Origin of the sequence: Aquirufa sp., assembly GCF_044377215.1 — a bacterium.
In the GTDB taxonomy this organism is placed as follows: domain Bacteria; phylum Bacteroidota; class Bacteroidia; order Cytophagales; family Spirosomataceae; genus Aquirufa.
On sequence record NZ_JBILJM010000005.1, the window covers coordinates 23,066 to 49,426 of the forward strand.

28 protein-coding genes are annotated in these 26,361 nt (G+C 41.4%); 10 read left to right on the forward strand and 18 right to left on the reverse strand.

Annotation, left to right across the window (positions count from 1 at the left end):
* Window positions 1-1,293: a serine hydroxymethyltransferase gene (gene glyA / locus ACIQ6T_RS03050; protein WP_395784105.1), complete on the reverse strand. Its 1,293-nt coding sequence runs from the start codon at window positions 1,291-1,293 to the stop codon at window positions 1-3.
* 154 nt (window positions 1,294-1,447) lie between these two features.
* On the opposite strand from glyA, the gene ACIQ6T_RS03055 reads away from it, so the two are divergent.
* Complete coding sequence (locus tag ACIQ6T_RS03055; protein ID WP_395784107.1) at window positions 1,448-3,367, forward strand: cytochrome c biogenesis protein CcdA; 1,920 nt, start codon at window positions 1,448-1,450, stop codon at window positions 3,365-3,367.
* Window positions 3,367-3,813, forward strand: a complete 447-nt coding sequence (locus ACIQ6T_RS03060; protein ID WP_395784109.1) for a hypothetical protein — start codon at window positions 3,367-3,369, stop codon at window positions 3,811-3,813. Before ACIQ6T_RS03055 ends, ACIQ6T_RS03060 begins: the two co-directional genes overlap by 1 nt.
* A 54-nt stretch (window positions 3,814-3,867) precedes the next feature.
* On the opposite strand, the gene ACIQ6T_RS03065 is transcribed toward ACIQ6T_RS03060, so the two are convergent.
* Window positions 3,868-4,116, reverse strand: a complete 249-nt coding sequence (locus ACIQ6T_RS03065; RefSeq protein WP_395784110.1) for a hypothetical protein — start codon at window positions 4,114-4,116, stop codon at window positions 3,868-3,870.
* Between the two features lie 57 nt (window positions 4,117-4,173).
* Window positions 4,174-5,901: a M3 family oligoendopeptidase gene (locus ACIQ6T_RS03070; protein ID WP_395784112.1), complete on the reverse strand. Its 1,728-nt coding sequence runs from the start codon at window positions 5,899-5,901 to the stop codon at window positions 4,174-4,176.
* A 67-nt stretch (window positions 5,902-5,968) separates the two neighbouring features.
* Between ACIQ6T_RS03070 and ACIQ6T_RS03075 the strand changes: the two genes are divergently transcribed.
* Entirely contained in the window at window positions 5,969-6,787 is an 819-nt protein-coding gene (locus tag ACIQ6T_RS03075; protein ID WP_395784114.1) for an aldo/keto reductase, read from the forward strand.
* A gap of 80 nt (window positions 6,788-6,867) precedes the next feature.
* Here ACIQ6T_RS03075 and ACIQ6T_RS03080 read toward each other — a convergent pair whose 3' ends face one another.
* The 3 genes from ACIQ6T_RS03080 to ACIQ6T_RS03090 are packed head-to-tail and all read right to left on the reverse strand — an operon-like array spanning window position 6,868 to window position 10,157.
* Window positions 6,868-7,920 carry a 2Fe-2S iron-sulfur cluster-binding protein gene (locus ACIQ6T_RS03080; protein WP_395784116.1) on the reverse strand — a complete coding sequence of 351 codons (1,053 nt, stop codon included), beginning with the start codon at window positions 7,918-7,920 and terminating at the stop codon, window positions 6,868-6,870.
* Between the two features lies 1 nt (window position 7,921).
* Window positions 7,922-9,424 carry a glycoside hydrolase family 10 protein gene (locus ACIQ6T_RS03085; RefSeq protein WP_395784118.1) on the reverse strand — a complete coding sequence of 501 codons (1,503 nt, stop codon included), beginning with the start codon at window positions 9,422-9,424 and terminating at the stop codon, window positions 7,922-7,924.
* 31 nt (window positions 9,425-9,455) lie between these two features.
* On the reverse strand, window positions 9,456-10,157 hold the full coding sequence (locus ACIQ6T_RS03090) for a response regulator transcription factor (protein ID WP_395784120.1): 702 nt from the start codon (window positions 10,155-10,157) through the stop codon (window positions 9,456-9,458).
* A 98-nt stretch (window positions 10,158-10,255) separates the two neighbouring features.
* On the opposite strand from ACIQ6T_RS03090, the gene ACIQ6T_RS03095 reads away from it, so the two are divergent.
* Window positions 10,256-11,317, forward strand: a complete 1,062-nt coding sequence (locus tag ACIQ6T_RS03095; protein WP_395784122.1) for an AI-2E family transporter — start codon at window positions 10,256-10,258, stop codon at window positions 11,315-11,317.
* Here ACIQ6T_RS03095 and ACIQ6T_RS03100 read toward each other — a convergent pair.
* Genes ACIQ6T_RS03100 through ACIQ6T_RS03110 form a run of 3 tightly spaced genes read right to left on the reverse strand, consistent with a single transcriptional unit; the run spans window position 11,303 to window position 13,727 of the window.
* The gene (locus tag ACIQ6T_RS03100) at window positions 11,303-12,031 is read right to left on the reverse strand and encodes a LytR/AlgR family response regulator transcription factor (RefSeq protein ID WP_395784124.1); all 729 of its coding nucleotides are present in this window, start codon (window positions 12,029-12,031) and stop codon (window positions 11,303-11,305) included. The genes ACIQ6T_RS03095 and ACIQ6T_RS03100 overlap by 15 nt on opposite strands.
* 8 nt (window positions 12,032-12,039) lie before the next feature.
* The gene (locus tag ACIQ6T_RS03105; RefSeq protein ID WP_395784126.1) at window positions 12,040-13,083 is read right to left on the reverse strand and encodes a sensor histidine kinase; all 1,044 of its coding nucleotides are present in this window, start codon (window positions 13,081-13,083) and stop codon (window positions 12,040-12,042) included.
* A gap of 2 nt (window positions 13,084-13,085) precedes the next feature.
* A complete protein-coding gene (locus ACIQ6T_RS03110) occupies window positions 13,086-13,727 on the reverse strand; it encodes a histidine phosphatase family protein (RefSeq protein WP_395784128.1) in 642 nt (213 codons plus the stop codon).
* Here ACIQ6T_RS03110 and ACIQ6T_RS03115 point away from each other — a divergent pair.
* Complete coding sequence (locus ACIQ6T_RS03115) at window positions 13,722-14,219, forward strand: hotdog fold thioesterase (RefSeq protein WP_395784130.1); 498 nt, start codon at window positions 13,722-13,724, stop codon at window positions 14,217-14,219. The two genes, ACIQ6T_RS03110 and ACIQ6T_RS03115, sit on opposite strands and share 6 nt — an antisense overlap.
* A complete protein-coding gene (locus ACIQ6T_RS03120; RefSeq protein WP_395784132.1) occupies window positions 14,219-15,331 on the forward strand; it encodes a chorismate-binding protein in 1,113 nt (370 codons plus the stop codon). Before ACIQ6T_RS03115 ends, ACIQ6T_RS03120 begins: the two co-directional genes overlap by 1 nt.
* On the opposite strand, the gene ACIQ6T_RS03125 is transcribed toward ACIQ6T_RS03120, so the two are convergent.
* Genes ACIQ6T_RS03125 through ACIQ6T_RS03155 form a run of 7 tightly spaced genes read right to left on the reverse strand, consistent with a single transcriptional unit; the run spans window position 15,315 to window position 21,387 of the window.
* Window positions 15,315-16,637 carry a hemolysin family protein gene (locus ACIQ6T_RS03125; protein ID WP_395784134.1) on the reverse strand — a complete coding sequence of 441 codons (1,323 nt, stop codon included), beginning with the start codon at window positions 16,635-16,637 and terminating at the stop codon, window positions 15,315-15,317. The genes ACIQ6T_RS03120 and ACIQ6T_RS03125 overlap by 17 nt on opposite strands.
* Window positions 16,637-16,864 carry a hypothetical protein gene (locus ACIQ6T_RS03130; RefSeq protein WP_395784136.1) on the reverse strand — a complete coding sequence of 76 codons (228 nt, stop codon included), beginning with the start codon at window positions 16,862-16,864 and terminating at the stop codon, window positions 16,637-16,639. Before ACIQ6T_RS03130 ends, ACIQ6T_RS03125 begins: the two co-directional genes overlap by 1 nt.
* 1 nt (window position 16,865) lies before the next feature.
* Window positions 16,866-19,409, reverse strand: a complete 2,544-nt coding sequence (gene ccsA / locus ACIQ6T_RS03135; RefSeq protein WP_395784138.1) for a cytochrome c biogenesis protein CcsA — start codon at window positions 19,407-19,409, stop codon at window positions 16,866-16,868.
* A 2-nt stretch (window positions 19,410-19,411) separates the two neighbouring features.
* Complete coding sequence (locus ACIQ6T_RS03140) at window positions 19,412-19,855, reverse strand: cytochrome c maturation protein CcmE (protein WP_395784140.1); 444 nt, start codon at window positions 19,853-19,855, stop codon at window positions 19,412-19,414.
* Entirely contained in the window at window positions 19,852-20,058 is a 207-nt protein-coding gene (locus ACIQ6T_RS03145) for a CcmD family protein (RefSeq protein ID WP_395784142.1), read from the reverse strand. The genes ACIQ6T_RS03140 and ACIQ6T_RS03145 overlap by 4 nt, the downstream gene beginning before the upstream one ends.
* Before the next feature lies 1 nt (window position 20,059).
* The gene (gene ccsA, locus ACIQ6T_RS03150) at window positions 20,060-20,734 is read right to left on the reverse strand and encodes a cytochrome c biogenesis protein CcsA (protein WP_395784144.1); all 675 of its coding nucleotides are present in this window, start codon (window positions 20,732-20,734) and stop codon (window positions 20,060-20,062) included.
* Window positions 20,722-21,387, reverse strand: a complete 666-nt coding sequence (locus ACIQ6T_RS03155) for a heme exporter protein CcmB (protein ID WP_395784146.1) — start codon at window positions 21,385-21,387, stop codon at window positions 20,722-20,724. Before ACIQ6T_RS03155 ends, ccsA (ACIQ6T_RS03150) begins: the two co-directional genes overlap by 13 nt.
* Window positions 21,388-21,536: 149 nt before the next feature.
* On the opposite strand from ACIQ6T_RS03155, the gene ACIQ6T_RS03160 reads away from it, so the two are divergent.
* Together ACIQ6T_RS03160 and feoB are read left to right on the forward strand one after the other, a co-directional pair.
* The gene (locus tag ACIQ6T_RS03160; RefSeq protein ID WP_395784148.1) at window positions 21,537-21,776 is read left to right on the forward strand and encodes a ferrous iron transport protein A; all 240 of its coding nucleotides are present in this window, start codon (window positions 21,537-21,539) and stop codon (window positions 21,774-21,776) included.
* A gap of 2 nt (window positions 21,777-21,778) precedes the next feature.
* The gene (feoB, locus tag ACIQ6T_RS03165; RefSeq protein ID WP_395784150.1) at window positions 21,779-23,905 is read left to right on the forward strand and encodes a ferrous iron transport protein B; all 2,127 of its coding nucleotides are present in this window, start codon (window positions 21,779-21,781) and stop codon (window positions 23,903-23,905) included.
* Here feoB and ACIQ6T_RS03170 read toward each other — a convergent pair.
* Both ACIQ6T_RS03170 and ACIQ6T_RS03175 read right to left on the reverse strand, forming a co-directional pair.
* Complete coding sequence (locus ACIQ6T_RS03170; RefSeq protein ID WP_395784152.1) at window positions 23,902-24,351, reverse strand: PaaI family thioesterase; 450 nt, start codon at window positions 24,349-24,351, stop codon at window positions 23,902-23,904. The two genes, feoB and ACIQ6T_RS03170, sit on opposite strands and share 4 nt — an antisense overlap.
* A gap of 24 nt (window positions 24,352-24,375) precedes the next feature.
* A complete protein-coding gene (locus ACIQ6T_RS03175; RefSeq protein ID WP_395784154.1) occupies window positions 24,376-24,795 on the reverse strand; it encodes a DUF2147 domain-containing protein in 420 nt (139 codons plus the stop codon).
* Window positions 24,796-24,924: 129 nt separating this feature from the next.
* Here ACIQ6T_RS03175 and ACIQ6T_RS03180 point away from each other — a divergent pair, with 129 nt between their 5' ends.
* Both ACIQ6T_RS03180 and ACIQ6T_RS03185 read left to right on the forward strand, forming a co-directional pair.
* The gene (locus tag ACIQ6T_RS03180) at window positions 24,925-25,686 is read left to right on the forward strand and encodes a phosphosulfolactate synthase (protein WP_395784156.1); all 762 of its coding nucleotides are present in this window, start codon (window positions 24,925-24,927) and stop codon (window positions 25,684-25,686) included.
* 35 nt (window positions 25,687-25,721) lie between these two features.
* Entirely contained in the window at window positions 25,722-26,360 is a 639-nt protein-coding gene (locus tag ACIQ6T_RS03185; RefSeq protein WP_395784158.1) for a VTT domain-containing protein, read from the forward strand.
* The last annotated feature ends 1 nt before the right edge of the window (window position 26,361 follow it).

Genomic DNA, 26,361 nt, shown 5'->3' on the forward strand with positions numbered 1-26,361 from the left:
TTATAGATATAATGGGAATTGCTTTACCCATTCATTTACTTCTCCTTTAATTGTTTTTAATACCGCCTCGTTGTCATGGTTCATCAAAGCCTTATCCACCATCTCAACAATCTGTGACATGTCAGCTTCTTTCAGACCGCGCGTTGTCATTGCCGCTGTACCCACACGCATACCCGAAGTGACAAATGGAGACTTGTCATCGAATGGTACCATGTTCTTGTTAATGGTAATGTCGGCTTGAATCAAGGTGTTTTCTGCTAATTTTCCACTTAGGCCTTTTGGTCGTAAGTCGATGAGCATCAAGTGATTATCTGTTCCTCCTGAAATAATATCATAGCCTTTCGCAAGGAAAGCCTTTGCCATTGCTTGCGCGTTTGACTGAACTTGCTTCGCATATGTTTCAAATGTAGGTGTTAGTGCCTCGCCAAAAGCAATCGCTTTCGCAGCAATCACGTGCTCCAATGGGCCTCCCTGTGTTCCTGGAAATACGGCGCCGTCTAGGCAGGCCGACATCATTTTTAGGTCACCTTTCATGGTTTTGAAACCGAATGGGTTTTCAAAATCGTTGCCCATCATGATCAAACCACCACGAGGCCCACGCAAGGTTTTGTGCGTTGTCGTGGTGATGATGTGGCAATGTTGCACAGGGTTATTTAATAATCCTTTGGCAATTAAAGCGGAAGGATGTGAAATGTCGGCCAATAGTATGGCGCCAATTTTATCTGAAATGTCACGCAAGCGAACATAATCCCAATCACGTGAATAGGCCGATGCGCCACAAATAATCAATCTTGGTTTTTCTTTCAAAGCGGTCGCTTCTACTTTATCCCAATCAATTAAACCTGTTTCTTTTTCTACGCCGTAGAAGAACGCTTGGAAGTATTTTCCGGAGAAATTCACAGGCGAACCGTGTGAAAGGTGGCCGCCATGAGCTAAATCAAACCCTAAAATTTTATCACCGGGATTTAAAAAAGAAAGAAAAACAGCTGCATTCGCTTGTGCTCCTGAGTGCGGTTGCACGTTGGCCCACGTAGCGCCAAACAATTTCTTTGCCCGCTCAATGGCTAAAATTTCTACTTCGTCAACGACCTCACAGCCTCCATAATAACGCTTTCCTGGTAGTCCTTCGGCGTATTTATTTGTCAAAACGCTTCCTTGTGCTTCCATCACCTGTGGCGATGTGAAATTCTCGGATGCGATTAACTCAATTCCAAATTCTTGTCGGTGAGCTTCTTGATCAATAAGTTTAAATATTTCGGTGTCTCGTTGGGTTGGGAATGTGCTAGCAGCCATGAATTAATGCAGTTCTTGAATACGTAATTTAAGGGTGTAAAAATACGTTTTTTTATCTGAATAGAAAAACGATTGTGCTGGAACTATCGCGACAAATATCACGTTTGTATCCAAGTAAAAAAGCGTATTTTTGCAGGCAATAATTTTCCCAAAAATGAAATTAAAATTTTTAGCACTGTTCCTGTTGTTTTCGGTTCAGCTTTTCGGTCAAAAAATTACTCCAGCGAAATGGTCTTGGACCTTATCTCCTGCGCAACCTACTTCGGGTCAAGAAGCAGAATTAATTTTTAAGGTATCTATTGATAAAGGTTGGTATTTATATTCGTCGGATTTTGACACTAATTTAGGGCCAGTTGTTACGACGGTTACGTTAAAACCTGGCTTGGGTGTTGAGTCCATTGGTCCGTTAAAAGCGATTAATCCACATAGCAAGGAGGATAAAGAAATTTGGGGAGGAACGTACACCTATTTCACGGAGCAGGGTGAATTTCGTCAGAAGATTAAAATCACTTCTGATAATTGGGTGATTGACGGGGTATATGATTCCCAAACATGTTCAAATGAAAGTGGCCTCTGTGTTCCAATAAAGGGTAATTTCAAGATTTCAGCTACGGAGGACTCAAAAAAAAAAGCCTCTGATGTAGCTGGAGGTGGTTTGATTGAGTTCTTTTTTGTGGCATTAGGCGCCGGTTTGCTTGCATTGCTGACGCCTTGTGTATATCCTTTGATTCCGATGACCGTGAGTTTCTTCACCAAGAAACAAGGTGGAAAGCGTCTTGCTTTCTTATACGGTTTATTCATCGTTTTGATTTACGTGTTTTTTGGGACGATACTCGCCTTCTTTGCGGGGGCTAGTTTTGCGAATTTCTTGAGTACACACTGGATTCCTAATCTGCTCTTTTTTGTCATTTTCATCTTCTTTGGAATCTCCTTTTTAGGTGCTTTCGAAATCGTCTTGCCGTCGGGTTTAGTTAATTCAGTCGATGCCAAATCCGACAAAGGAGGTTTGATGGGCGTGTTTTTTATGGCCTTTACACTCGTTTTGGTATCATTTTCGTGTACGGGCCCCCTAGCAGGATCCATTCTGATTGCTGCCTCACAAGGTGTTTTCTTAAAGCCAATTATTGGGATGTTGGGTTTCTCCTTAGCGTTTGCGATTCCGTTTACGATGTTTGCGATCTTCCCAGGATTTATGAAATCGCTACCTAAATCGGGTAATTGGATGAATGAGGTAAAAGTGGTTTTGGGTTTCTTAGAAATCGCATTGGCGTTTAAGTTTTTAAGTGTGGCGGATCAGGTGTATCATTGGCATTTATTAGATCGGGAGATTTTCTTGGCGATTTGGATTGCGATTTTCGGAGCTTTGACTTTGTATTTATTTGGCAAAATTTCTTTGCCACACGATGGGCCTGCGAAAAACTTGTCGGTGCCACGCACCTTATTCGCCACAACTGTATTAGCCTTTGTAATTTATTTGATTCCAGGTATGTTTGGCGCGCCTTTGAAAGGCTTATCGGGCTGGTTGCCGCCGTTGAGTTCGCAGGACTTTAAAGGATCGGAATCAACTGTTTCTGCTCCCGTAAAAACGGATCAAGGCCAAAAGAAATATGCTGATTTTCTCACGTTACCATTGGGCTTACAAGGATTTTTTGATTTTGAAGAGGCAAAAGCCTATGCGTTGAAAGTGAATAAACCTTTGTTTATCGATTTCACTGGGCATGGTTGTGTAAATTGTCGGAAAATGGAAGAGAATGTGTGGTCGGACCCGCAAGTATTAAAACGCCTACAAGAAAAGTATGTCGTGGTGGCTTTGTATTGCGATGATAAAACAGAATTACCTGCTGACAAATGGTATGTTTCTAAAGTCGATGGTCAAGAAAAAAAGACCTTGGGCGATCAAAATCTTGACTTTCAAATTGCCCGTTTTAATTCAAATGCGCAGCCTCATTACGTATTGTTGAATCCGCGAAATGATGCAGCCCCAATGGTGAAGCCGGTGGCATTTGATGCCAATATTGCCCATTTTGTTTCCTTTCTGGATCAAGGGGTGTCGGTCTATAATGGTGCCAAATAATGCAGTGGGGAGCCTATTTTGCGGTTATGGCCGCTTCGTCGATTAAATTTGTAGCTGGACCTTTGACTGGTTTTGGGTTGGGATTATCCATGCTCGAGACCATTGTTTGCACCTGGGTGGGGATGATGTTTACGGTCACCGTTATGTTGACGATAGGTCGTTTTCTAGTCCAACAAATTGCCCGGATTCGTATCCAAAAACCAAAATTATTTTCAGGACGCGTTCGTTATGCTGTCAGTATTTGGCAGCGATTTGGGATCAAAGGTATCGCGGTTATGACGCCTTTGTTGTTTACCCCGATCGGTGGTAGTTTGCTTGCCCTGTCTTTTAAAGTTCCTACACCACGCGTGTTGTTTTTTATGGCGATTTCAGGGATATTTTGGTCTATTGTTTTTACGGTTTTGTTCTACCAATTGACTTTCGTTCGCGATTTAATCATTCACTAAGGGCATAAAAAAAGCCGGTCATCGACCGGCTTCGTTCTTAAGCTATATTGGTAGTTAATTTCCTTTTGAAATTTCTTTTCCTTGAAATAGTTTTTCACGAATAGCATTTGCTCGAACTTCTAATTCCGGCTTGGCTGTATATGTGTTTTTCGACTGCGCAGCGGCTGAATCTGGATGAATTCCGTAAACATACTTATCATCTTTGCGAACGTCTTTTTGTTTGATTGTATTATTTTTTTGATAATCACATGCAATAGCAGTTACAGCTAGGGCAACAATCGGAAGTAAATTTTTTAATTTCATTGTTCTTATTGACAAAATTACGATGCAAAAGTAAGGCCAAAAATTGGTTTAAAAAAATTAGCTTTCTTCTAATTGTTGAATTTTTTGCGCTAAGAAGTCCATCAATTCTTGGATGTAAGCTTGGCTGAAATTGAATTCAATTCCTGCCGTGGCGTAAATTTCTTTGATCGGTTTGGTATAGCCCAAACTCAATGCATTCAAATATTTATCCAATGCCTGCGTTGGATTTTGGCAGTAATTACGCCAAACCGCTAGCGCTCCCAATTGCGCAATGGCATATTCAATGTAGTAAAATGGTACCTCAAATAAGTGCAATTGTTTTTGCCAAAGTTTCGTTTTAACGTCTTCATGCGCACTCCAATCTGTTATTCGATCTGAGAATTGTCCATAAATTCGGTTCCAAGCTTGCGCACGTTCCGCTGGGGAATGACTCGGATTTTCATAGATCCAATGCTGGAATGCATCAATTGTCGCCACCCAAGGCAAGGTGTCCAATATGTCCTCTAAATGCTTGATTTTTGCTCTTTTAGCCGCTTGGGGATCTGCAAAATAGGTATCCCAATAATCCATCGTTATTAATTCCATGCTCATGGAAGCCAGTTCAGCAACTTCCGACGGGAAATTTCGGAAGGCGTTTAAGGCTAAATCTTTCGTTAAAATCGAATGAACCGCGTGCCCGCCTTCATGTAGGAGCGTAACCATATCTCGTACCTGACCAGCCGCATTCATGAAAATGAATGGGAAACCACTTTCCTCTAAAGGGTAATTATATCCACCTGGGTTTTTCCCTTTGCGTGAGTCTAAATCAAATCTGTCTAATTTGACCATTTCTTTCAAACAATTACCCAAAAATGGATCCATCTGATCGAATACCTCAATCGTTTTGTTTAGCAATTCTTCGCCCGTTTCAAATGGCTTTAAGGGTTCCCGTCCGAGAACATCTACGGCCTTGTCCCAAGGTTTTAACGCCGTAACGCCAAGTACACTTTTGCGTTTTTCAGCTTGACGGTTGATCATAGGAACCACCGTTTTTGCAACCGCCGAATGAAATTCAAAGCAATCTGCTGGGGTATAATCGAAACGACCGAGACTCGCAAATGCATAATCGCGGTAATTTGCGAAGCCTGCGTTTAGAGCAACTTGATGGCGTTTGCCAATTAATTGATCAAATAAATCATCGAGTTTTTCTTGAATAGCTAAGCGTGCTCCAGATACTTTTTCGTAAACCTCCTTACGTTTTTCGCGGTCATTTGATTCTAAATAGGCGTTGGCTTGTTGGAGCGTTTTTTCTACCCCATCAATCTCCACCATTAAACCACCTGTGGCCGCACCATATTGCGTTTGTAAATTTTGCAATTCAGTAAAAAGTGGAATGTTTTCTTCGCGGAATATTTCGATCGACTTTTTCAAGCCACGTAACATAATCGAATAGCCTTCTTGTGGGAGTTCAGCGGCAAATGGACTTTGCATCACTTTATTATTCCAGGCGTCCTCGAAGACCGAGGCATTTGGCATAATTTCATTGACAAACTGCTGATAGCTTTGCTGGTGCGCCTCATTTTGATTATCGCACGACATCTTAATATACCGCCACGCAAAGTTTTCGGAAAGGTAGCTTTCCAATTCAGAACGGTTTTGACAAAATTCGATTAAATCTTCTAAGGAGTTGATTTTCGTTTCGCTGAGTTTTTCAAAATAAGGTAAAACACTTTCCCACGAACTTAATGTAAAGTCGGCTGCTAAGAATTTACGTGTGATTTTTTGTGGGCTTACTACTCGGGTCATCGGCTGTTTTTTTTGTAAAAATACATCAATTTTAGCTAGCTTTAAAGTCGAAATTAAACTAGATCTAATGTTGCAAATTCCAAATGTTCGATTGAATTCAGGTTATTTAATGCCTCAGCTGGGTTTGGGGGTGTATGCGCCAGGCCAACAAGACGAAGTTGGGCAATCGGTACGAGAAGCGCTTGATCTTGGGATTCGCTTAATCGATGCGGCTTCCATATATGGAAACGAATTGGAAGTTGGCCAAGCAATATCGTCCACTTCCGTTGCACGCGAAGAATTATTTATAACAAGTAAGGTGTGGATGGACGACATGGGATATGATTCAACCATGCGTGCGTTTGAAAAGTCGTTGCATGATTTGTCTTTGGAGTATATCGATTTGTATCTGATTCATTGGCCTAAGGAAGATAAGCGCAAGGAAACGTGGAAGGCGTTGGAATCCTTGCATGAACAAGGTGTCATCAAGTCCATCGGCGTTTCAAATTATTACCAAAAAAACTTATTGGAGCTTTTGAACTATGCGCATATTTGTCCGGCTGTGAATCAAATTGAGTTAAGTCCGTTTTGTTATTTGCCGGATGAATTAGCGTTCTGTCAGGAGCAGGGTATCCAAGTCGAGGGGTATGCGCCTGTCGTACGTGGATTGAAAAAAGATCACCCGGTTTTAGTTGAAATCGCACGTAAATGGGCCAAGACTACCTATCAGATTTTGATTCGTTGGAATATTGAAATGGGCGCGGTGACGATTCCAAAATCCATTCATCGTGATCGCATGATTGAAAATGCAATGGTATTTGATTTTGCGTTGGATGAAGATGACCTGACTCGATTAGCTTCTTTGTATGATAATACGCGGGTGGCTTGGGATCCCCGAGATTTCTAATTCCCCCCTACCTTTGGCAAACCTTGGAGGATTGCCAAAGGTAAGTGGAAAAAGTGATTTTCAAGCCCGAAAAACTGATATTAATCTAGATCAATCACTACCCCATCACTCGTCGGATGTGCCACGCACGTAAGAATATATCCTTTTTGAATTTCACCTGCCGTCAGTCCATCTTCCTCATCCATCACTACAGATCCAGACTTACACAAGCCCATACAAGCCGTGCACATGCCAGCCTGACACGAATATGGAATATCTAAATCGGCCTCCAGCGCGGCCTCCAATATGGTCTCATGAGGTTGCACCATCACCGCATGTGATTTTCCCTCATAGATTAAGGTAATCTCACGGGCCACTGAATTATCCTCGATCGACGTATCTGCAGAAGGAGCTGCATTAAATAATTCCTTGTGTATCTGGTCGGCAGGGACATCAAAAATCCCCAATGCGGCCTGCACATCATCCATCATACCCACCGGTCCACATAGAAAATAATGCGCTTTGGCAATGTCTAAGCCAAATTCCTGTTTCAAATAATACACCGTAGACGCTTGATTGATCCGACCTTTCAAGCCCGGCCAGGAAGCAGAAGGCTTACTGATCACGTGCAATACCTGCAAACGATCCGCGAATGATGCTTCTAAGGCGTCCAACTGCTTTTTGAAGATGATTTGGTCTTCGTAGCGCGACCCATAAATAACCCGAATTTTCGATTTAGGTTCTCCGTGCAAAACAGATTTAATCATGGACATAAGCGGCGTGATGCCAGAGCCAGCGCCCACAAACACATAGGTTTTAGCTTGATTCGCATCAGCTTCTAACACAAAATTCCCCATGGGAGCAATAACCTCAATCGCGTCGCCCACATTAATGTGGTCACATAAAAAATTCGAAACCACCCCACCCGAAATACGCTTCACCGTAATTGCCGGTGACATATCGGTTTTAGGAGAAGAAGAAAGTGAATAGCTACGGCGCGGTTTTTCCCCCGCGATAGTTGGGATCAAGGTTAAAAATTGACCCGATATATACGACAAGGTCTCATGTATTGGATGCCAAAAATGGATGGTTTTCGTGTCCGAGGTCTCCTCCGTGATTTCTTTAACTGTCAAATGTAAAAAACGTAAACTCATATTAATTAGGGTTAGGCACGATCCATTGAACCGTGCCGGCAGTTGACTCATTATGTAATCGATCGACGGCCGTTACGACAAATCCATGACCGGATTCAACGGTTGAAGCCTCTATCTGCATTTCTGTTTTGCTTCCTTTATAAACTATATTTTCTGCCTGTTCCAAAGCTTTCAATCCCTCCTTGCGATGGATTTTATAGACCAAATAATAGGTGGCAGGGTCTTTGTCCATACTCATTTCGCCAGGTTTCCATGTCAAAACCCATTGTCCCCCCTTTTTGTTTAAACTCACTTGGTGCGGAGCCGTGGGCGGAATGCTGTCCAACCAAGGCATCGTGGGCACTAACGCCAAATGCGCAAAATATGATTTACGCAAAGTGTCTTGGAAGCCTTTTAGGTTTTTGGCTAATTGGCTTGAACTGAAGTAAATAGACCCTTTAACTTGATCTAAACTCCGCGCGTGTTGCAATTGCTTGGCTAATTCCCCCGCATTCCATTGATCCGCTAAATGATAGGCCGCATGACCCACGTAGATCGGTCGGCCATACCCATGCTCATTCCACCAGGCGGCAAGTGGCCCAAAGGGAGCTACGCGATGCGTATTTCCCCAATATAATTGGGGGGCTAAATAATCAAGCCAACCAGCCTTCGCCCATTTCTCCGTATCGGCATACAAATCGTCATAGGACTGTAACCCGTTTCGTGTCGGGGATCCATATTCGGGATCTGAGCTTTTATGTCGCCAAATGCCAAACGGACTGATGCCAAATTTCACACGTGGGTTGACTTCTTTAATGGCTTGAGCTATTTCTTGAATTAGGTTATTCACATTTCTACGCCGCCAGTCGGCCAAACTTTCATTAGGTAATTTATACGTTTGATACGCCTCACCATCCTGAAATACTTCATTTTTAATCGGATAGGGGTAAAAATAATCATCAAAATGAATGCCATCTACATCGTAGTTTTGCACAATATTTTTGACAACATTGGTGATATAATGCCGAACGGCAGGGATGCCAAAATTCAAAAGATGTTGGTGATTATACGTCACAATCCACTCGGGGTGTTTGCGCACAATACTCTCCGAACTAAGTAAAGATTTAGTGGACATGCTGGCCCGATTCATATTTAGCCAGGCATGAAACTCCATGCCTCGCGCATGACTTTCCGAAATCATGAAAGCAAGCGGATCGTAATAGGGTTTTGGTGCTTGGCCTTGTAGTCCAGATAAATATGCGGACCAAGGTTCTGTGCTTTTGGCATAGAGGGCATCTGCTGCAGTACGCACTTGAACAAATAGGGCATTGATTCCGGTTTTATGATGGGAATCTAAAAGCTCAATAAATTCTTTTTGTTGGGTTATTCCATTGTAATTGCGCGCACTTGGCCAATCGATGTTTTGGACCGTTGCTACCCAAACGCCTCGTAACTCGCGTTTCGGATGTTCTGCCAACAGGCTAAATGAAAATAAAACTAGAATAAAAGGAAGTTGCTTCATCATTGAAGCCGCAATTTACCAAAAATGGCTCGAATTAGGCCTTTTCAATCGAAAATAAATAACCTACCCCCTTCAGAGTTTTGATGTAATATTCCGGAATTTTCTCGCGTAGCTTTCGGATGTGCACATCGACTGTGCGTTCAACGACGTACACGTCTGACCCCCAAACTTTTTCTAATAATTCGTCCCGGTTAAATACTTTATTCGGGTTTTTTGCGAGGTAAGAAAGTAATTCAAATTCCTTTTTAGGTAGCACAAGTGTGCGTCCATCAAAGGTTGCTGCATATTGTGTCCGATTAATCACTAATCCTCCAATCGAAATAATTTCTTGACTTTCTTCCGCTGTATCGCGTTTCAAAATCGCATTGATGCGACTAACTAAAGCACGCGGCTTGATGGGCTTAATGATATAATCATGTGCTCCTGCATCAAAAGCCGCCACTTCAGTAAACTCTTCTCCTCGCGCTGTTAGGAATAAAATCAGTGTATTTTTTAACTCAGGAATGGCTTTAATCTTGCGTGCCGTCTCAATTCCATCCATCACGGGCATCATCACATCCATGATAATTAAGGCCGGCTTAAATTGTTTAACAATTTCCAATGCTTCTTGTCCATCATGAGCTTTGGCCAAAACATAATTTTCTTTTGCTAAATTGTACTCCAGAAGCTCGAGAATATCAGGGTCATCATCCACTAAAAGTATTTTCGCCTGATTAAACTGTGTGCTCATATTCATATTGGACAATTAGTTTAAATGAAGTGACACAAAGATAGGAGTCGCTATATTACGAAATTGTTAACTTTTTTTTACTTTGATTTAATTATTCCTGCCCAATGCCCGAAAAAACTGCTTATCCGATTCGTTTAGCTGCCGTGCTCATTTCCATCGCGCTGGTTATTTTGGGATTGTATTTACTCCAGGACTTACTTATTTTATTATCATTTGGAATGATTCTTGCGATGTTGCTTTTGCCCATTTGTGCTTGGCTTGAGCGTCGTGGATTGCCCCGTGCCATTTCCATTAGTATCTGCTTACTGCTGCTTGTTTTGGTTTTAGGCGGATTATTATTACTACTTATCGGGCAAGCGGCCGAGTTTGTAAGCGACTGGCCCATCTTTATCAAAAAGGCCGAATCATGGTTGAATAGCCTCCAAAGTTTTTTATCTAAAAACCTAAATATCTCTCGCAAAAAGCAAATGGGCGAGGTGACAAATCAAACCATGAATCTATTAAAGAATTCCGGATCGATTTTGTCTACAACGTTCACCACGTTGATTCACTCGATTACCACCCTGATTTTAGTCCCCATATTTGTATTTTTCTTCTTGTATTATCGGCAGTTTTTTTCTGAGTTTTTAAGTAAGGTTTTCCCCACGACCGAGCGTTCTGTGTTACAAGGAATTATGCACAAAACGGGCGGAGTAGTGCAGAGTTATTTGGTTGGCCTTTTAGCCGTTATGTTAATCGTTGCCATTTCAAATTGCATTGGTTTTTGGTGGCTAGGCGTTGATTACTACCTGTTTTTCGGATCTTTGACGGGTATTTTATTGCTGATCCCTTACGTAGGGATTTGGGTGGGAGCGGCCTTACCGATCGTTTTAACCTTAGTTACCTTAGGACCTGGGTTTGCTATGGGCGTAGTTGCTTGGGTAGCCGCAGTTCAATTTGTGGAAGCAAATTTCATAACACCGTTGGTCATCGGATCCAAGGTGAGTATTAACCCCATGATTGCTATGTTGGCCTTATTAGCCGGGGAACTAATTTGGGGAATACCAGGGCTGATTTTAGCCTTACCTTTAACTGCTATTCTTAAAGTTATTTTTGATCATGTGCCTGCCCTCCATGCCTATGGATTTTTGCTCGGCGAAGCCCCTAAACGATCAAAGCGAGAGTAATTCCTTGAACCTAATGGACTGTCGGCGCGATATCTCAATCTTCTCGCCCTTACCCATCAACGTAACCTGCAAGCCTCCAGAAAACCAAGGTTCAATTTTGTCAATGTAATTTAGGTTGATGATATGCTTGCGATTCGCGCGAAAGAATACTTTGGGGTCCAAGCGATCTTCCATGGCATTTAAGGATTTCAAAACTAATGGTTTCTGATCATCAAAAAACAAGCGGACATAATTTCCCATCGATTCACAAAGGCGAACGCGATCTAGGCGGACGAACCAACATTTCTCCCCGTCTTTCACAAAGATTTGGTCTTGGGCACCCAATTTATGACTAGGGCTTTCGGTAGCGCGCGTTTGCGCTTGCACCTGCTTTTCTAATTTTTGAATGCTATCGCTGAGGCGAGATAGGTCGATGGGCTTTAACAAATAATCCAAGGCATTCACCTCAAATGCCTTTAACGCATAGGCATCAAAAGCTGTTGTAAAAATCACCTCGGGTAAATAACCCTCCCAGGTTTCAAGCCATTCAAATCCTGTTTTTCCAGGCATTTGAATATCCAAAAATAACACGTCTGGCTGTTGGGTCTCAAGCAATTCGGACACCTCATCCGTATTAGCAGCCTCGCCAATCACTTCGATATGTGGGAAATTTTCCAATAAACGTTTGAGTTCATTGCGGGCTAATCGCTCGTCGTCTACGATAATTGCTTTCATGGTAGGTATTATTTTAGCTCAAGGTAAGGCAAAACCATCATTGCTTCCACGTGATTTTTGTCCAATGGACGAATACTTAATTGAGCGGTTTCTCCAAACAATAAATTAAGCCGACTCTTTGAATTTTCAAATCCAATCCCCAACGAATTTGTCATTTCTGCTTTTAGTTGGCCAGGATTAATCACGGAGATATGTACGCTTCCCTCATTCAATTGCGCAGCGATTGTGATCATGCCACCTTTTACCGAATGCGAAATTCCATGTTTAATGGCATTTTCAACAAGCGTTTGGAGCATCATAGGTGGTATTTGAGCCTTTTTACATGCGGATGGGATATCCATTTTCCACGTGAGTCGATCCTCATAACGAATCTTTTCTAATGCCAAATAATCAGCTACCGTTTCAAGTTCCTCTGCAAGCGGAATCGTTTTTTTGCGCTCGGTCAATAATGAGCTACGGAGTAATTTTGACAATTGGTTAATCCCCTTTTTTGCCTTTAGAGGATCTTCCGTAATTAGTGCTTGCACGCTATTTAATGCGTTGAAAACAAAATGTGGGTTCATTTGGGCGCGTAAAACTTTACCTTCAGTTTCCTGTATCGTGCGTTCCAATCGGTCCTGCTCACGTTCCATGTCTAGCTTTTTATTGGAATATTGGAAGAAGAAATAAATCAACTGCCAAATTGCCAATGGCTTCATGAAATTGAATAAAATCTGAATGACAATAAATGGGCTCAATGTAACGTCATAGCTTTCTTGCAGAAAGGTATAATCCATAGGGATGTTTAATCCTACCAGACAGAGCGCCATGAAAAGTAGCGCTAGGATATTCATTTGTAATAAGCGAAATAAGCTCAGATCTTGCCAATGGAAGTGTTTAGTTTTCCGTCGGTATTGGTGGGTTAAGAAAATGGCGAGCGAAATATTGGCCAACGATGAAAAAAGCCATGCCCATTTCCAACCATATTGATTTGTGTAAAGCAGCGCTTCATTGAGCGCCCATGCGAACCATCCGCCGAATTGCAATGACCAATAAAGCTGATTTTTTTTCATCCTTACATAGATTCGGGCAAGTCGCGTAAGTGATCTGTTTGATTTGCTTGTAACAGGTTGAACCGACCCAGCTTGTAGTCGTATTGAATATGATACAAACATAAATTTTGATGCGCAAAATCATCCATTTTGTGCAATGGTTTTTCAAACAAATGCGTAAGTAAAACTCGCATGGCACGCCCATGCATCGCAATCAATATCGATTTTTCTTCTGGACGCGAAAGAATTAGGTCGACGACCGGTTTTTGTTTTTCTAAAACCTCAAGTGGACTTTCCCCCTCCTCAGACTGCACGTGCACATTGCCTTCACGCCATGTTTTAGTTAAATTTCGATAGTAAGTATCGTCTGCTGTATTCGGGGTGCGACCCTCACGAACACCCCAAGAAATTTCGTTTAAACCAGCGTGTTGCTCCCATGGAAGCCCCTTTTCGATGAATTGTTGGACCGACTGATGTGTCCTCTTCAGCGCAGAGGTATAGATTTTGTCTAATTCAAGGTGATGATAATGCGCGTAGAAAGCTTCGGCTTGTCTTTGACCCAATTCATTCAAATCTGCATCAATACCGCTGCCCTGAACTACCCCGGAACGGTTGTATATCGTTTCGCCGTGGCGTATCAAGTAAATGTCTTTAATCGAATGCATAAAAAATTACGAAAGGGTCTTTATTCGGCAAATATTTCCGAATTTTACGCCACAAAACTACGAATATTTATGTTTAATACGGCCATTTCTCTTGATACCATAAATGCATGGGCAGCGGGTAATATGATCGAGCATCTGGGAATTGAGTTCACTGAAATCCATGCAACCTTTATCAAAGCTAAAATGCCTGTTGACCATCGAACAAAACAGCCTTTCGGCTTACTACATGGTGGCGCATCCGTTGTATTAGCAGAAACGATGGGTAGCATTGCTTCTAGCTTAGCTGTACCAGATCCGGAACATTACAAAGGGGTCGGGGTTGAAATTAATGCCAACCACTTGAAATCGGCGCGCGGAGGTTTTGTCGTAGGAACCTGCATTCCGTTACGAATTGGAAAAACACTACATGTGTACGAAATAAAAATTCATGATGAGGACGAACAATTAATCTGTGCGAGTCGTTTAACTGTAGCTATATTGAAAGTAGATTAATGTCAAATTTGTGGAGTCAGTTGTGGGAAGATGCAGTTCAATCAGAACATGCCATCGTTGTTTGGCGATTGCCTAATCAGCCTGAAAAGCACTTGATGGTAGACGCTACTGGGGGAGTGAAACAAGCTTCTTTGGATTTAGCGGCCTTACCAAGTGGATTTATAGTAGCCCCCTTTGAAGGAGAACCCTATTTTTTATTGGCAAGTCACATACACTCCTTACCTGTTGTCACGTTCAATTTACCCGTGGGAAATGATGTTGCTGTGGTGGTAGACGAAGATCAAAAGGCGTATTTTAAAGAGCAGGTTCAGCGATCGGTTGAAAAGATTCATCTTGGGGAGTTTCAGAAAGTAGTTTTATCGCGTACGGCAGAACAAATTTTTGATCCGTCTTTTGATGTTTTGGAGGCCTTTGATCGTTTATGTTTGGCTTATCCAACCGCATTTGTATGTGCCGTATATCTTCCTGCTTTAGGGAGTACGTGGATGTGCGCTACCCCTGAAATACTTGTTTCGCAGAATAAAGCGGGAGTTTTTAGTACGATTTCACTTGCAGGTACGCATGCAGCTTCGCAAGCAGATGGCACGCAGTTATCTGTCCAGGAGGTGCGATGGTCACAAAAGGAGATTGAGGAACAAGCCTATGTAAGCCGCTATATCATTGATTGTTTTAAGCGGATACGCTTGAGAGAGTATGTTGAAAATGGGCCTAAAACCGTATTGGCCGGAAATTTGATGCATTTAAAAACGGAATACTTGGTTGATACGCAGAAGTATCATTATCCAGGTTTAATTTCTACTATGTTAGACCTTTTGCACCCGACTTCTGCCGTTTGTGGCACACCTAAAGAAGCAGCAAAATCTTGGATTCATTCCGTAGAAAAGCATCAGCGATCACTATACAGTGGATATTTGGGTCCTGTTAATGTGGATCAAGAGACACATTTGTTTGTTAATCTACGTACTGTCCGCTTGGAACATGGTACTAAACAAATGAAGGCGACTTATTTTGCAGGTTGCGGAATTACGGAGGAATCTGTTCCTGAAACAGAATGGCAAGAGACAGAAATGAAATGCCAGACACTCCAGCGGGTACTTAGTGCTTCCCTTTAATAGGTTCGTCTTTCGATATTTTCCCTGTAATAATCACTTTAACCGTATCAATTCGAGCGTCTGTTACCGTAATGATTTGGAATTGAAAAGGGCTTAATGTAATAACCTCATTCACACCAGGAATGTCTTCATACAAGCTAATGAGCATTCCTCCCAGCGTTTCATAGTCGCCATCGGGTAAATTCCAAGCATATTTTTCGTTTAAGTAATCAATTTCATGTCGGCCTGAAAGCAAATACGTATGATCATCTAATTCCTTTTCAATCCAATCTTCGGAGTCATCATACTCATCTTGAATTTCACCAAAAATCTGCTCCATAACATCCTCCATGCTGACCAATCCGGAGGTACTTCCAAATTCATCAACGACTAATGCGAGTGATTTACGCTCTTTGGAGAACTTGATCATCAGGTCATTCGCTGGCATGGCTTCAGGAACGATTGGAATGGGGGTTAAAATGGCCAACAGGTCTTTTGGCTTTTTGAATAATTCCAACGAATGGCAATAGCCAATTACCTCCTCAAGTGTTTCTTTGTAAACCAAAACTTTAGAATGGCCACTCTCGATAAATACATGGGTTAAGCCTTCAATGCCTTCCTCTACTTCAATAGCCGTAATTTCTGTCCGAGGAATCATACATTCGCGGACCTTTACTTGTTTGAATTCGAGGGCATTGTGAAAGATTTTAGTGTCAACTTCATTTTCCTCTTCAGTCGAAATCTTCCGATTTAAATTTTGTAAGTAATGATTCAAGTCTGTGAGTCCAAAGGCGGGCTTTTCCTCCGAATAAGGAAGACGTAAAACTTGGGTAATGAACCATTTAGATAGGCCAACAGTGCTCCATACTAAGGGGAACATAAGCGTATTAATTATCCAAATTGGGATAGCAAGGAACTCTAGAATGGCATCTGGATTGATTAAAAACACACTTTTTGGGGTGAATTCAGAGGTCATTAAAATTAAGATTGTGGCTAGAATAGAAGCTAGTAAGCGAGCTATAATTTCATTTTCAATTAATGAAATGTTGTTCAAAATTAAATGGTGAAGATATTCTTCCATGAAAATACCATAAGCAACCAGCGATAATGTATTTCCTATCAACATTGTGCCTATAAATCGAGACGGACTTTGGTTGAAATTAGAAATGATTTTGGCGCTCAGGATATTTTGTTTCGACTTGAGTTCAAAGTACAATTTATTCGAGGAAACAAAGGCCATTTCGACTCCAGAAAAGAATGCAGAAAATACCATGGAAGTGATTATTCCAATGATTTGACTACTTTGAATGGTATATTCTGGACTCATTAATTATTTTTTTTTGATTCTTCTTCCTCCTTTTTCAATCGGTTATTTTTCGAAAATTGATAATAAAAGAGGCAAGCAACGGCGTACATAAGCCATCCATAATGGTAAAATATTTCATTCCAAAAGTCGCCTTGAATCTCCTTGGGTGTCGGACTATTTAGGTCAATAATCCAGATAATTAAAAATCCGATGGCACCCGAAATACTTAATTTTTCTCTACGGCTCATGTTAAGCGATATTTTTTTCTGTCCGACGAAATGTAGCGACAAATAATCCAATAAACATAAGAATCGATCCAACCCAAACCAAATTGATATACGGTTTTTCCAATGCCTTAATAATAATTAAGTCTTGCTGGGTCGTATTAACCGCAAAACTAAACTGCTGTGTCTTTGGGTCTATCGCCGTAAATTTAATTTTTATACCTGTCTCCTCGCTTTCAAAAGCGGGCATCGCAACCATACCGTCTTTAATAATAAAGGTTGGTTTCAAATCAAACTGTTGGAAGTTTTTACCCAGCACCAGAAAGTTGGCCTGAACAGCGGCATCTGTTTCGCTTAGGCTTACCCCTTCGACATTCGTTACGCGGCTCACGTCTTTTAGGACGGCTACAAAATCATTTAAAAACAAAGTATCGCCAATGGAGACCTTTGAATTTATAGTTTGACTCCATTGCTTTTCCTCACCCGCCTCGGCAGCCAAGCGTGGGTCTAGCGAAACATAGGTGTAAATATCATGTCCCCAGGCGTGTTTTACATCCGGCGAAATGGCGGTTCCCATTTTTGGATTTACTTGCCAGCGCGGATATAGTGAAACTACTTTTCCCTCTGCATTCTTAAACTCTAATTCGTAATAATTATTCTCAGGCTCTACAGTTAGTGTATCGCCTTTTTTCGCAATAGATTCTCCATCTTGTGTTACGTCACGAAGCGCCACAGCATGAAAATCGCCCTCAATAATTTCAAAATCTTTTTTGTTGTAGTATCCTGATTTTCCGCGAATAGCAATTTTACGGCCTTTATAAGTCACCAAATAATCTTGCATTTGCGCCCCTTGTCCTAGCCAAAGTGGAAGATTTTCTTTGTTTTCTTTGTTGTTATCTTTCGTAAATTCTTCGACTTTATTTGAGATGGCAAATCCCGACCGATTTAGTGAGACAACTTTAGAGTATCCAGATGAAAACAACACCCCAATCAACATAATCGCTAATCCTACGTGTGCCATTGCACCGCCTGATAGCGAGAATTTTTGTTTAATCAAAAACCAAAGGATGGTTCCATTGGCAATTGTAGAAAATAGACTACTCCACAAAAGTACAATGTAGGAAGCCGTATAGATCTTGCCCAGGTTAACAAATAATACGGTTAGTAAACTGGCAATTAACACCGCATTTAAAAGTGGCTTCCATTTAGTTGATTCCTTAATTTTCCCCCACCAAACGTACTGACCTACTGCACTTAAAATAGCAACTGCTACAAAAATCCATATTTGAATTTTACTGTAATGTTCTGCTTGATCAGCAGGTAGTGCCAGATTAGAAACTAATCCAAAGGCCTCCGCGATAGTATTGTAGACCGGAATAGACGTTGTAAATGTTAGTTGGAATGCCGATAAGCCCAATATAGATGCACCAACAAAAATCCAGAATTCCTTTGAATAGACCCCAATTTCCTTTTCGTCTTTGGGTAGGTCTTTCCAACGATACCAAGCGAATGCGATGGCACCAACAAGGAAAGTTAGCATGTAAACGAGTAATTGACCGGATAGTCCAAGGTCTGTAAAAGAGTGCACTGAAGCATTTCCTAATACACCGGAACGATTTAAGAAAGTTGAGTACAGAACCAAAATAAAGGCTGAAATCACCAAAATTATGGAGGTTTTTAACGCCGCACTTGAATTACGGTAGGCTACCATGGTGTGGATGGCACCAATTAGAATTAGCCAAGGTACGAGCGATGCGTTTTCTACGGGATCCCAATTCCAATATCCACCAAAATTTAAGGTTTCATATGCCCAGTAAGCACCCATCAAAATTCCAATGCCTAGGATACCTCCGCAGGCCAAGGCCCATGGTAATGCAGGTTTAATCCATTCGGTCAACTTATTTTTCCAAAGCCCTGCAATTAAGTAGGCAAATGGAATTAAAGTCATGGCAAAACCTAGAAACAAGGTAGGTGGATGAATCACCATCCAATAATTCTGTAATAGTGGATTTAAGCCTCGGCCATCTTTCGGGATAAAGTTTGGCTGCATGCTCCAAACGGGCAAGTCGGGTTGTGCTTCGCGCAAAAGCAAGAATGGGGAGGAGCCAATTTTCAAGTCGATGACCGGAATGATAACGCCAATAATCATGGAGGTTAAGAAAGTTTGAACAAGCGCAAAAACGGTCATCACTGGGCCCTCCCAAGTGGGATTTCTGATCATTAACAGCAAACCAAGTAGCGCCTGCCAAAATATCCAAAGTAAGAAACTGCCTTCTTGTCCTTCCCAAAAACAAGAAATCATAAATTGAAGTGGTAGGGCAAGCGAAGCATGCGTAAACGCGTAATGGTATTCGAAATAGTGATTGTAAATGATGTGAAAAAGGCTGTAGGCCACACCGATTACAGCGGCAAAATGGATGAAAAATAAGGTGCGCGCAGTTTGTCTCCATTCCGTGTTTAGCGCATCTGTTTGACTCGTCTTATAGTACGCGAATGTAGCGAGAAGAGCTGTTACAAATGAGATAATGACGAGGCCATGTCCTATTTGGCCAATACTTTCGTGTATCATAATTATTTTTTTGCTTCTACTGAAGCGCTTGAGTCGGCGGAAATTTTACCCTCTTGGTATTTCGATGGGCATTTCAATAATATTTTATCACAATAAAAAATCTTGTCGGCCTTCATGCTTCCCACCAACACGATTTTTTCTGATTTCTCAAAATCCTGTGGTTTCGGAGCGGCGTAAATTACTTCATTTTCTCTACCCAAGCTATCCTGTACAATAAATTGCAGCCTGTTGGCATCTAACGCAGGGTTAAATTGTAGCCCTATAATATGCCCTTGCACGTCTTTCTTTAACTTGCCGACCACATGAACTTTTTGATTAGGGTCTTGCTGACCGATGCGTTCTGCTTCATCGAATCCCACATACGTACTTGCATCCCCTGTGGTAATCAGTATAATTCCGATGGCAATCGCAATAAGGATTAGCCCTACGATATGTGTTTTTTTCATTTGAGGCGATTTTCTAAATCAGTGATTTTGCGGTCTAAGCGAAACAAATACACAAATAATCCCACCAAAATGATGCCGATTACAGCGATTACCACATTTATTTTACCGTCGGCCCGAAATTGATCGGCCATTTCTACCTCGGATTGTGCATTTGCCACGAAAGTAGTTAGTATTAAAAGTAGGCTGAATAAGTTCGTTTTCATATTATTCTTTTTCTTCGATTTGTTGTTCAATCTGTTTAATTCGGACGCGCAGATTCGCAATCCAGAATCCTAACATGGTCCAGCCTATTATCGCTGGATAAAATACCATACGCATGCGATTGTCTAAGTCCATGGAATTGAATCCAGGGTTACCGCCATTCCCCGGGTGCAATGAATCCGTCATGCGGGGAAGAATCCAAATGAGCACCATGAAAACAATAAAGGCAAATATATTGTATACGGATGATATTCGAGCTTTTTGTTGGTCATCTGGGAGTGATGAGCGAACCAATAAATAGGCAAGATAAATCAGTAAGCCTACGGCAACAGAATTTAATTTTGGGTCGTTTGTCCACCAATCACCCCATGTAAATTTGGCCCAAAAGGACCCAGTTACTAGGCCTAAAAGTGCAAAAACAAGACCTGTTTCGACATAGGCATAGGATTTGGTGTCTGCCTGCAGATCTCCTTTTCGGAGGTATTGAATTGAATGATATACGGATGTTCCGAGTAGGAATATCATGGTAAACCACATCGTTACGTGAAAATACAAGTTCCGTACTGTTTCGTTTAATATGGCTTGGCGAGGCACTTTGCCATTTAGACCCTCATAGACGGTGTAAAAAAGAAGTGCAATGCACACGAATTTCCAAAAGTTCTTTTTTAGTGTCTCCATATGTAGGGAAATAAGATGCCTGATAAAACGACTACAATCGTATTTAGTGCTCCGAGAATGGCAATTTCGTCATAATTTTCTTGAATGGAAATTCCGTCCATAGCACTTTTCGATAATTTCAATAAAAGTAGTAGTAAAGGAATGATAATAGGGAAACTTAAAACGGCCATTAATGTTGCCGAATTTTCAGCTTGTGCTGCAATGCCTGCCATGAGTGTGAGTGTCGATGCAAGACCAATGGACCCCAAAATAATGGATAGAAGGTAAAGTGGCATGTTACCAACTGGGTTGCCCATGACCCAGGAGTAAAATAAAATTCCAATCAATGAAACCCCAATCATGACGATTGAATTATAAATTATTTTAGAATAGATGACTGCTTCCGGGCTAACAAGGGTGTAATAAAAGATGTTTCGTTGGCTTGGTTCCTGTGTAAAACTCTTCGCGATTGCATTGATAGCGATGAAAAGCAGGATAATCCAAAACAACGTATTCCAAGTTATGGGGTTGATGCTATGTTGTTTTGCTTTAAAAGAAAGGTAACAAACGAAAATGGTGGAGGCCAGGTAAAGCAGCAATCCATGCAATGCATAGCGCTGACGCCATTCCAATTGCATTTCTTTTTTGACTAAAACAGGTATCTGACCGAACATTTTGTTTGAAAAATCCTAAAGGACCCGCAATTTACGATAGAAATTTTGCTTTCGGGTACAATACGAACTAAAACTATTGCTTATCATTTTTTAGGTCAAAAATACTTAGTACATTTAACCTAATTTTGAATAATTCTAAATAAGTGGACTTGAATACGCGTAAGACTTTAGCTGATTTAAAAATAGGTGAGCGTGGCGAAATTATCGGTTTTACGGATGCGTTACTTTCGTTGAAGTTATTGGAAATGGGCTGTTTGCCTGGTTCTGAGGTAGAAATGACGCATCTAGCGCCATTTGGTGATCCGATAGCGATTAAGGTCTCAGGTTACACGTTGACCATGCGCAAGGATGAAGCGGCAACTATTCAAATTAATCCCTTAAAAAACTGATTTTGTCACAAAGGCCTAAAATAGCGTTAATTGGTAATCCAAATGCTGGGAAATCCTCCTTGTTCAATAGCCTCACGGGTTTGCGGCAAAAGACGGGTAATTTCCCAGGTGTGACCATGGATAAGTTGTCAGGTGTTTGGGAAATTGAACCGGGACAAGAAGTTGACATCTTAGACTTACCCGGTATCTACAGTATTTATCCGAAGTCCATTGACGAGGAGTTGGTTATCAATATTTTGGGTAATCCTACCCATGAAGATTATCCGGACATGGCGATTGTGGTGGCGGATGCTTCTAATTTAAAACGAAATTTATTGCTTTTTTCGCAGGTGCGTGATTTGGGTATACCCACGGTACTTGCTTTAAATATGATTGATGTTGCGGAGTCGGAAGGGTATGTGATTAACTCAATCAAGTTAGCCCGCGAGTTAAATGTCGAGGTAGCTGAAATTAATGCGAAAAAAGGGATTGGTGTTAATGGCTTACGTTTGGCTGTTGGTAAAACGTTAGCAAATCGTTACGCGTCAAATGATGGATTACCATTGCCAGTGGATGAGCAATTGTTGGCAGGGATTGAATTGAAGTTCGGGGAGGCGGATCCATACCGTTCTTTATTGTGGCTTATGGAGCATGATCGAATGAAAATGTTTTCCCCGGATCAGCGCAAGACCTTTGATGCCATACAGGATGAATTTCAATTTAAATCTGAAGAATACAAAACCTCTGAAACGGTCAAAAGGTATGAAGCCTTATCTGAGGTGGTCGAGCGTTGTGTGATTAATTTGAATCGTCAATGGGACGCTCCGCCTGTTAAAACGTGGACGGATCGGCTTGATTCACTTTTTTTACATTCGGTCGGCGGGTATTTATTTTTCTTCTTGCTGTTATTTGTGATGTTTCAGGCAGTATTTACTTGGGCAGTCTACCCGATGGATGCGATTGATGGGGGTGTGGCGTATTTGAATGATTGGTTGAAAGCAGTTTTGCCCGCATCTGCTTTGACGGGTTTATTGACCGACGGCCTTGTGGCGGGAATTGGTGGAGTTTTGATTTTCGTACCTCAAATTGCCTTCCTATTTTTCTTTATTGCCATGTTGGAGGAAACGGGCTACATGTCTCGTGTCATGTTTATTATGGATAAATTGATGCGTCGATTTGGCTTGAATGGCAAATCTGTTGTTCCTTTGATTTCAGGGGTTGCATGTGCTGTGCCTGCTATCATGAGTACGCGGTCAATTGGATCATGGAAAGATCGTTTGATTACAATTATGGTAACGCCCTTGATGTCTTGCTCGGCGCGTTTGCCAATTTACACCATCTTAATTTCGTTGGTTGTTCCGGAAAAAAGCACCTTGTTTGGGCTATTCAATTTGCAGGGATTGGCTCTTTTTGGTATGTATTTGTTGGGCTTTTTAATGGCCATTATTTCAGCCTGGGTGATGAAGCAAATTTTGCAGGTCAAAGAGCGAAGTTATTTTATCATGGAATTACCCACCTACAAAGCGCCTAGGTTCAAACACATGGCGATTTCTATCTTAAATTCAGTCAAGGCCTTTGTTTTTGAAGCAGGTAAAATTATTGTTGCCATATCAATTGTTTTATGGGTATTAGCTAGTTATGGCCCTGGTGATAGTATGAGCCAAGTTGATGCACGCTTACGAAAAGCTAACCCTAACCTGTCAGCCAGTGAGTTATCCAATCGAATCGCTGCAGAAAAGTTGGAGCAATCTTATGCCGGACATTTTGGACATTTTATAGAGCCTGCTATAAAACCTTTAGGTTACGATTGGAAAATAGGTATTGCTTTAATAACGTCATTTGCTGCGCGCGAGGTGTTTGTGGGAACGATGTCCACTATTTACAGTTTGGGCGGAGATGTGGATGATGAAAATGCAACAATTAAGAATCGGATGCGCGCCGAAATCAACCCTGATACGGGGAAGCCACTTTATGATGCCGCACTTGGATTTTCGTTGTTGATATTTTATGCTTTTGCGATGCAATGCATGAGTACCTTAGCGACGACCTACCGGGAAACAAAATCGTGGAAATATCCCGCGATCCAGTTTTTCTACATGACTGCCTTAGCTTATTTGGCTGCGTTCATCACCTATCAGGTTTTGGCTTAGAAGTTGACAGGAATAGACGTAGCTGCCAGGTTACTCGATCCTTTTGCTAGTAGCTTTCCTTCTTTATTATAAAGTTTGGCTTCTACATTCGCAATTTTCTTACCTACGCGATAAACCTCGGAAACGGCTATTACTTTTTCACCCGCTTTTGCTCCAAAAAGAAAATCAACATGTAAGTTGATGGTCACATAAAGGTGTTCTATTTTTAACGTAATGAGTGTCATACCCATGATCTCATCCAAAATTGTGGTGATGATTCCGCCATGCATTACTTGCGCATGGTTACACTGGTCAGAGCGAACGTCAAATTCAGCCGTAATTGACCCTGCGGAGGCTTTTAGCAAAGTTCCGTCCAGCCAAGTTGTAATTGGATTGGGATTTCCATCCGCAATTTTTTTATTTAAATTCTGATTTAAATATGCGATAATTGACTCGTTTGGGATCATCTTAGGCGTTAGTTTAAGGGGTAATTAAGAGCGGGACCATGTAGAGGTTCGGCCAAACATGGCTGAGCCTACAAAACCGCGTATGTCTAGTTTTTGATTTTTGTCTTTTACCTTTAAAATGCAATCATAGGTTTTGCCAGAATTCGGGTCATAAATTGTTCCTGATTCCCAGCTTTCCCCTGTAAATGTAAAGTTTTGAAGGATGACCGCACCCACTAAATCGCGGTTTCTGAGTTTAGGATCTGGATTGTTTGTGTCCTTTTTCCCAGGAATTTTTCCCCAGGATATTTTTCCAAAATAGCGGTCTCCTTGTTTAAAAATTGTGATTTTCCCATCCCGCTGTTCCGAAACCCATTCCCCAAGAATCTGGTCTGAACTACCGTTTGCGACACTATTAAACGTAATTAAAAGCGAACAAATTAATAAAAGAAAAAAAGGTCTCATGATGATAAGTTAAAGTCCGACAAATATATGAGTATTTCGGGATTTGCCACAACGAGATGGAATGCTTATTTTTGCGAACTAGTGTCTAGCATGTACGTATTTAATTAATAGTTACAATCTAAAAAACCTATGAATTACAATTTGAGCCAAATTCCTGACCGGACAAGTAAGCCAAGACAAAAAGGGTTGACCATGGTCATGGACAAAGGGTTGAGCCTTCGTCAAGTTGAGGATTTTATTGAGATAGCTGGTGCCTACACGGATATCGTTAAATTGGGTTGGGCAACATCTTATGTTACGCCAAATCTTAAAGAAAAACTAGCTATTTACAAGTCTGCAGGCATTCCCGTTTATTTTGGCGGGACGCTTTTTGAGGCTTTTTATATTCGAGGACAGTTTGATGAATATCGACGTGTTTTAGATGAATTTGGAATGGAATATGCAGAGGTGTCTGATGGTTCGGTTGAGATGGAGTCAGACGTAAAATGCGAGTTTATTCGGACATTGAGCCAACAAGTCACCGTGCTTTCCGAAGTGGGCTCCAAGGATGAAGCTAAAATAATACCACCGTATAAATGGATTAAATTGATGCGCATGGAATTAGAAGCAGGTGCATGGAAGGTAATTGGGGAGGCACGTGAAGGAGGCAATGTAGGACTTTTTCGTTCTTCTGGGGAAGTTCGTCAAGGGTTGGTAGAAGAAATTTTGACTGAAATTCCAGAGGATAAGATACTTTGGGAAGCGCCGCAGAAATCTCAGCAAGTTTGGTTTGTTAAGCTAGTGGGCGCCAATGTGAACATGGGAAATATCGCCCCAAGCGAAGTAACTTCGCTTGAGACAATCCGACTAGGTTTGCGTGGCGATACGTTTGATCATTTTTTGACTAAATAAGTCTTTCATTTACCGCATGATTTCCGCGCTTTCATATGATTCAATTATTGCTTGATCTATTAAAAGATCCATTAACTTTTTTAAGCGATTTTATCGCTGCCAATGGTTCACTAACCTACGCCCTTTTATTTGCAATTGTATTTGTTGAGACGGGATTAGTAATTATGCCCTTATTGCCTGGAGATTCCTTGCTTTTTTCCGTGGGATTATTAGCGTCTGCTAGTGGTCAATTGAGTTTGTCAACAGTTATTCCTTTGCTCATTATAGCTGCGCTTTTGGGAGATCAATTGAATTATTTTATCGGCCGTAATTTTAGTTCCTGGATCAAAAGTAAAGAGCAAGTTTTGTTTTTGAAACGAACTCATATTGAAAAGACAGAGGAATTTTATGCTACGTATGGTTCAAAAATGGTTATTTTAGCACGTTTCGTCCCAATTGTTCGGACGGTAGCTCCATTTGTCGCTGGCGCTGGACGTATGTCTTACCCCATCTACTTATTGTATGGATTTTTGGGTGCTTGCCTATGGGTTTTCAGTATTACGTTGGCCGGTTATTACTTAGGCGACAATGAATGGGTTAAGTCCAATTTTGAAAAAGTAGTCTTAGGCATTGTAGCTGTATCCGTTCTGCCCATTCTTATTGGGGTACTTAAACAGTCATTTTCGAAGAAATAAG

What these genes read in the sequence shown, in the direction of transcription:
- ACIQ6T_RS03090 (WP_395784120.1), bottom strand. Translation starts at nt 10,157, where the DNA reads ATGAATATGAGCACACAGTTTAATCAGGCGAAAATACTTTTAGTGGAT.
- ACIQ6T_RS03155 (WP_395784146.1), bottom strand. Translation starts at nt 21,387, where the DNA reads ATGTTCGGTCAGATACCTGTTTTAGTCAAAAAAGAAATGCAATTGGAA.
- ACIQ6T_RS03060 (WP_395784109.1), top strand. Translation starts at nt 3,367, where the DNA reads ATGCAGTGGGGAGCCTATTTTGCGGTTATGGCCGCTTCGTCGATTAAA.
- glyA (WP_395784105.1), bottom strand. Translation starts at nt 1,293, where the DNA reads ATGGCTGCTAGCACATTCCCAACCCAACGAGACACCGAAATATTTAAA.
- ACIQ6T_RS03065 (WP_395784110.1), bottom strand. Translation starts at nt 4,116, where the DNA reads ATGAAATTAAAAAATTTACTTCCGATTGTTGCCCTAGCTGTAACTGCT.
- ACIQ6T_RS03075 (WP_395784114.1), top strand. Translation starts at nt 5,969, where the DNA reads ATGTTGCAAATTCCAAATGTTCGATTGAATTCAGGTTATTTAATGCCT.
- ACIQ6T_RS03055 (WP_395784107.1), top strand. Translation starts at nt 1,448, where the DNA reads ATGAAATTAAAATTTTTAGCACTGTTCCTGTTGTTTTCGGTTCAGCTT.
- ACIQ6T_RS03180 (WP_395784156.1), top strand. Translation starts at nt 24,925, where the DNA reads ATGAATTACAATTTGAGCCAAATTCCTGACCGGACAAGTAAGCCAAGA.
- ACIQ6T_RS03185 (WP_395784158.1), top strand. Translation starts at nt 25,722, where the DNA reads ATGATTCAATTATTGCTTGATCTATTAAAAGATCCATTAACTTTTTTA.
- ACIQ6T_RS03140 (WP_395784140.1), bottom strand. Translation starts at nt 19,855, where the DNA reads ATGAAAAAAACACATATCGTAGGGCTAATCCTTATTGCGATTGCCATC.
- ACIQ6T_RS03095 (WP_395784122.1), top strand. Translation starts at nt 10,256, where the DNA reads ATGCCCGAAAAAACTGCTTATCCGATTCGTTTAGCTGCCGTGCTCATT.
- ACIQ6T_RS03125 (WP_395784134.1), bottom strand. Translation starts at nt 16,637, where the DNA reads ATGAGTCCAGAATATACCATTCAAAGTAGTCAAATCATTGGAATAATC.
- ACIQ6T_RS03080 (WP_395784116.1), bottom strand. Translation starts at nt 7,920, where the DNA reads ATGAGTTTACGTTTTTTACATTTGACAGTTAAAGAAATCACGGAGGAG.
- ACIQ6T_RS03085 (WP_395784118.1), bottom strand. Translation starts at nt 9,424, where the DNA reads ATGATGAAGCAACTTCCTTTTATTCTAGTTTTATTTTCATTTAGCCTG.
- ACIQ6T_RS03070 (WP_395784112.1), bottom strand. Translation starts at nt 5,901, where the DNA reads ATGACCCGAGTAGTAAGCCCACAAAAAATCACACGTAAATTCTTAGCA.
- ACIQ6T_RS03105 (WP_395784126.1), bottom strand. Translation starts at nt 13,083, where the DNA reads ATGAAAAAAAATCAGCTTTATTGGTCATTGCAATTCGGCGGATGGTTC.
- ACIQ6T_RS03145 (WP_395784142.1), bottom strand. Translation starts at nt 20,058, where the DNA reads ATGAAAACGAACTTATTCAGCCTACTTTTAATACTAACTACTTTCGTG.
- ACIQ6T_RS03115 (WP_395784130.1), top strand. Translation starts at nt 13,722, where the DNA reads ATGCATAAAAAATTACGAAAGGGTCTTTATTCGGCAAATATTTCCGAA.
- ccsA (WP_395784144.1), bottom strand. Translation starts at nt 20,734, where the DNA reads ATGGAGACACTAAAAAAGAACTTTTGGAAATTCGTGTGCATTGCACTT.
- ACIQ6T_RS03175 (WP_395784154.1), bottom strand. Translation starts at nt 24,795, where the DNA reads ATGAGACCTTTTTTTCTTTTATTAATTTGTTCGCTTTTAATTACGTTT.
- ACIQ6T_RS03130 (WP_395784136.1), bottom strand. Translation starts at nt 16,864, where the DNA reads ATGAGCCGTAGAGAAAAATTAAGTATTTCGGGTGCCATCGGATTTTTA.
- ACIQ6T_RS03120 (WP_395784132.1), top strand. Translation starts at nt 14,219, where the DNA reads ATGTCAAATTTGTGGAGTCAGTTGTGGGAAGATGCAGTTCAATCAGAA.
- ACIQ6T_RS03110 (WP_395784128.1), bottom strand. Translation starts at nt 13,727, where the DNA reads ATGCATTCGATTAAAGACATTTACTTGATACGCCACGGCGAAACGATA.
- ACIQ6T_RS03100 (WP_395784124.1), bottom strand. Translation starts at nt 12,031, where the DNA reads ATGAAAGCAATTATCGTAGACGACGAGCGATTAGCCCGCAATGAACTC.
- ccsA (WP_395784138.1), bottom strand. Translation starts at nt 19,409, where the DNA reads ATGATACACGAAAGTATTGGCCAAATAGGACATGGCCTCGTCATTATC.
- ACIQ6T_RS03170 (WP_395784152.1), bottom strand. Translation starts at nt 24,351, where the DNA reads ATGATCCCAAACGAGTCAATTATCGCATATTTAAATCAGAATTTAAAT.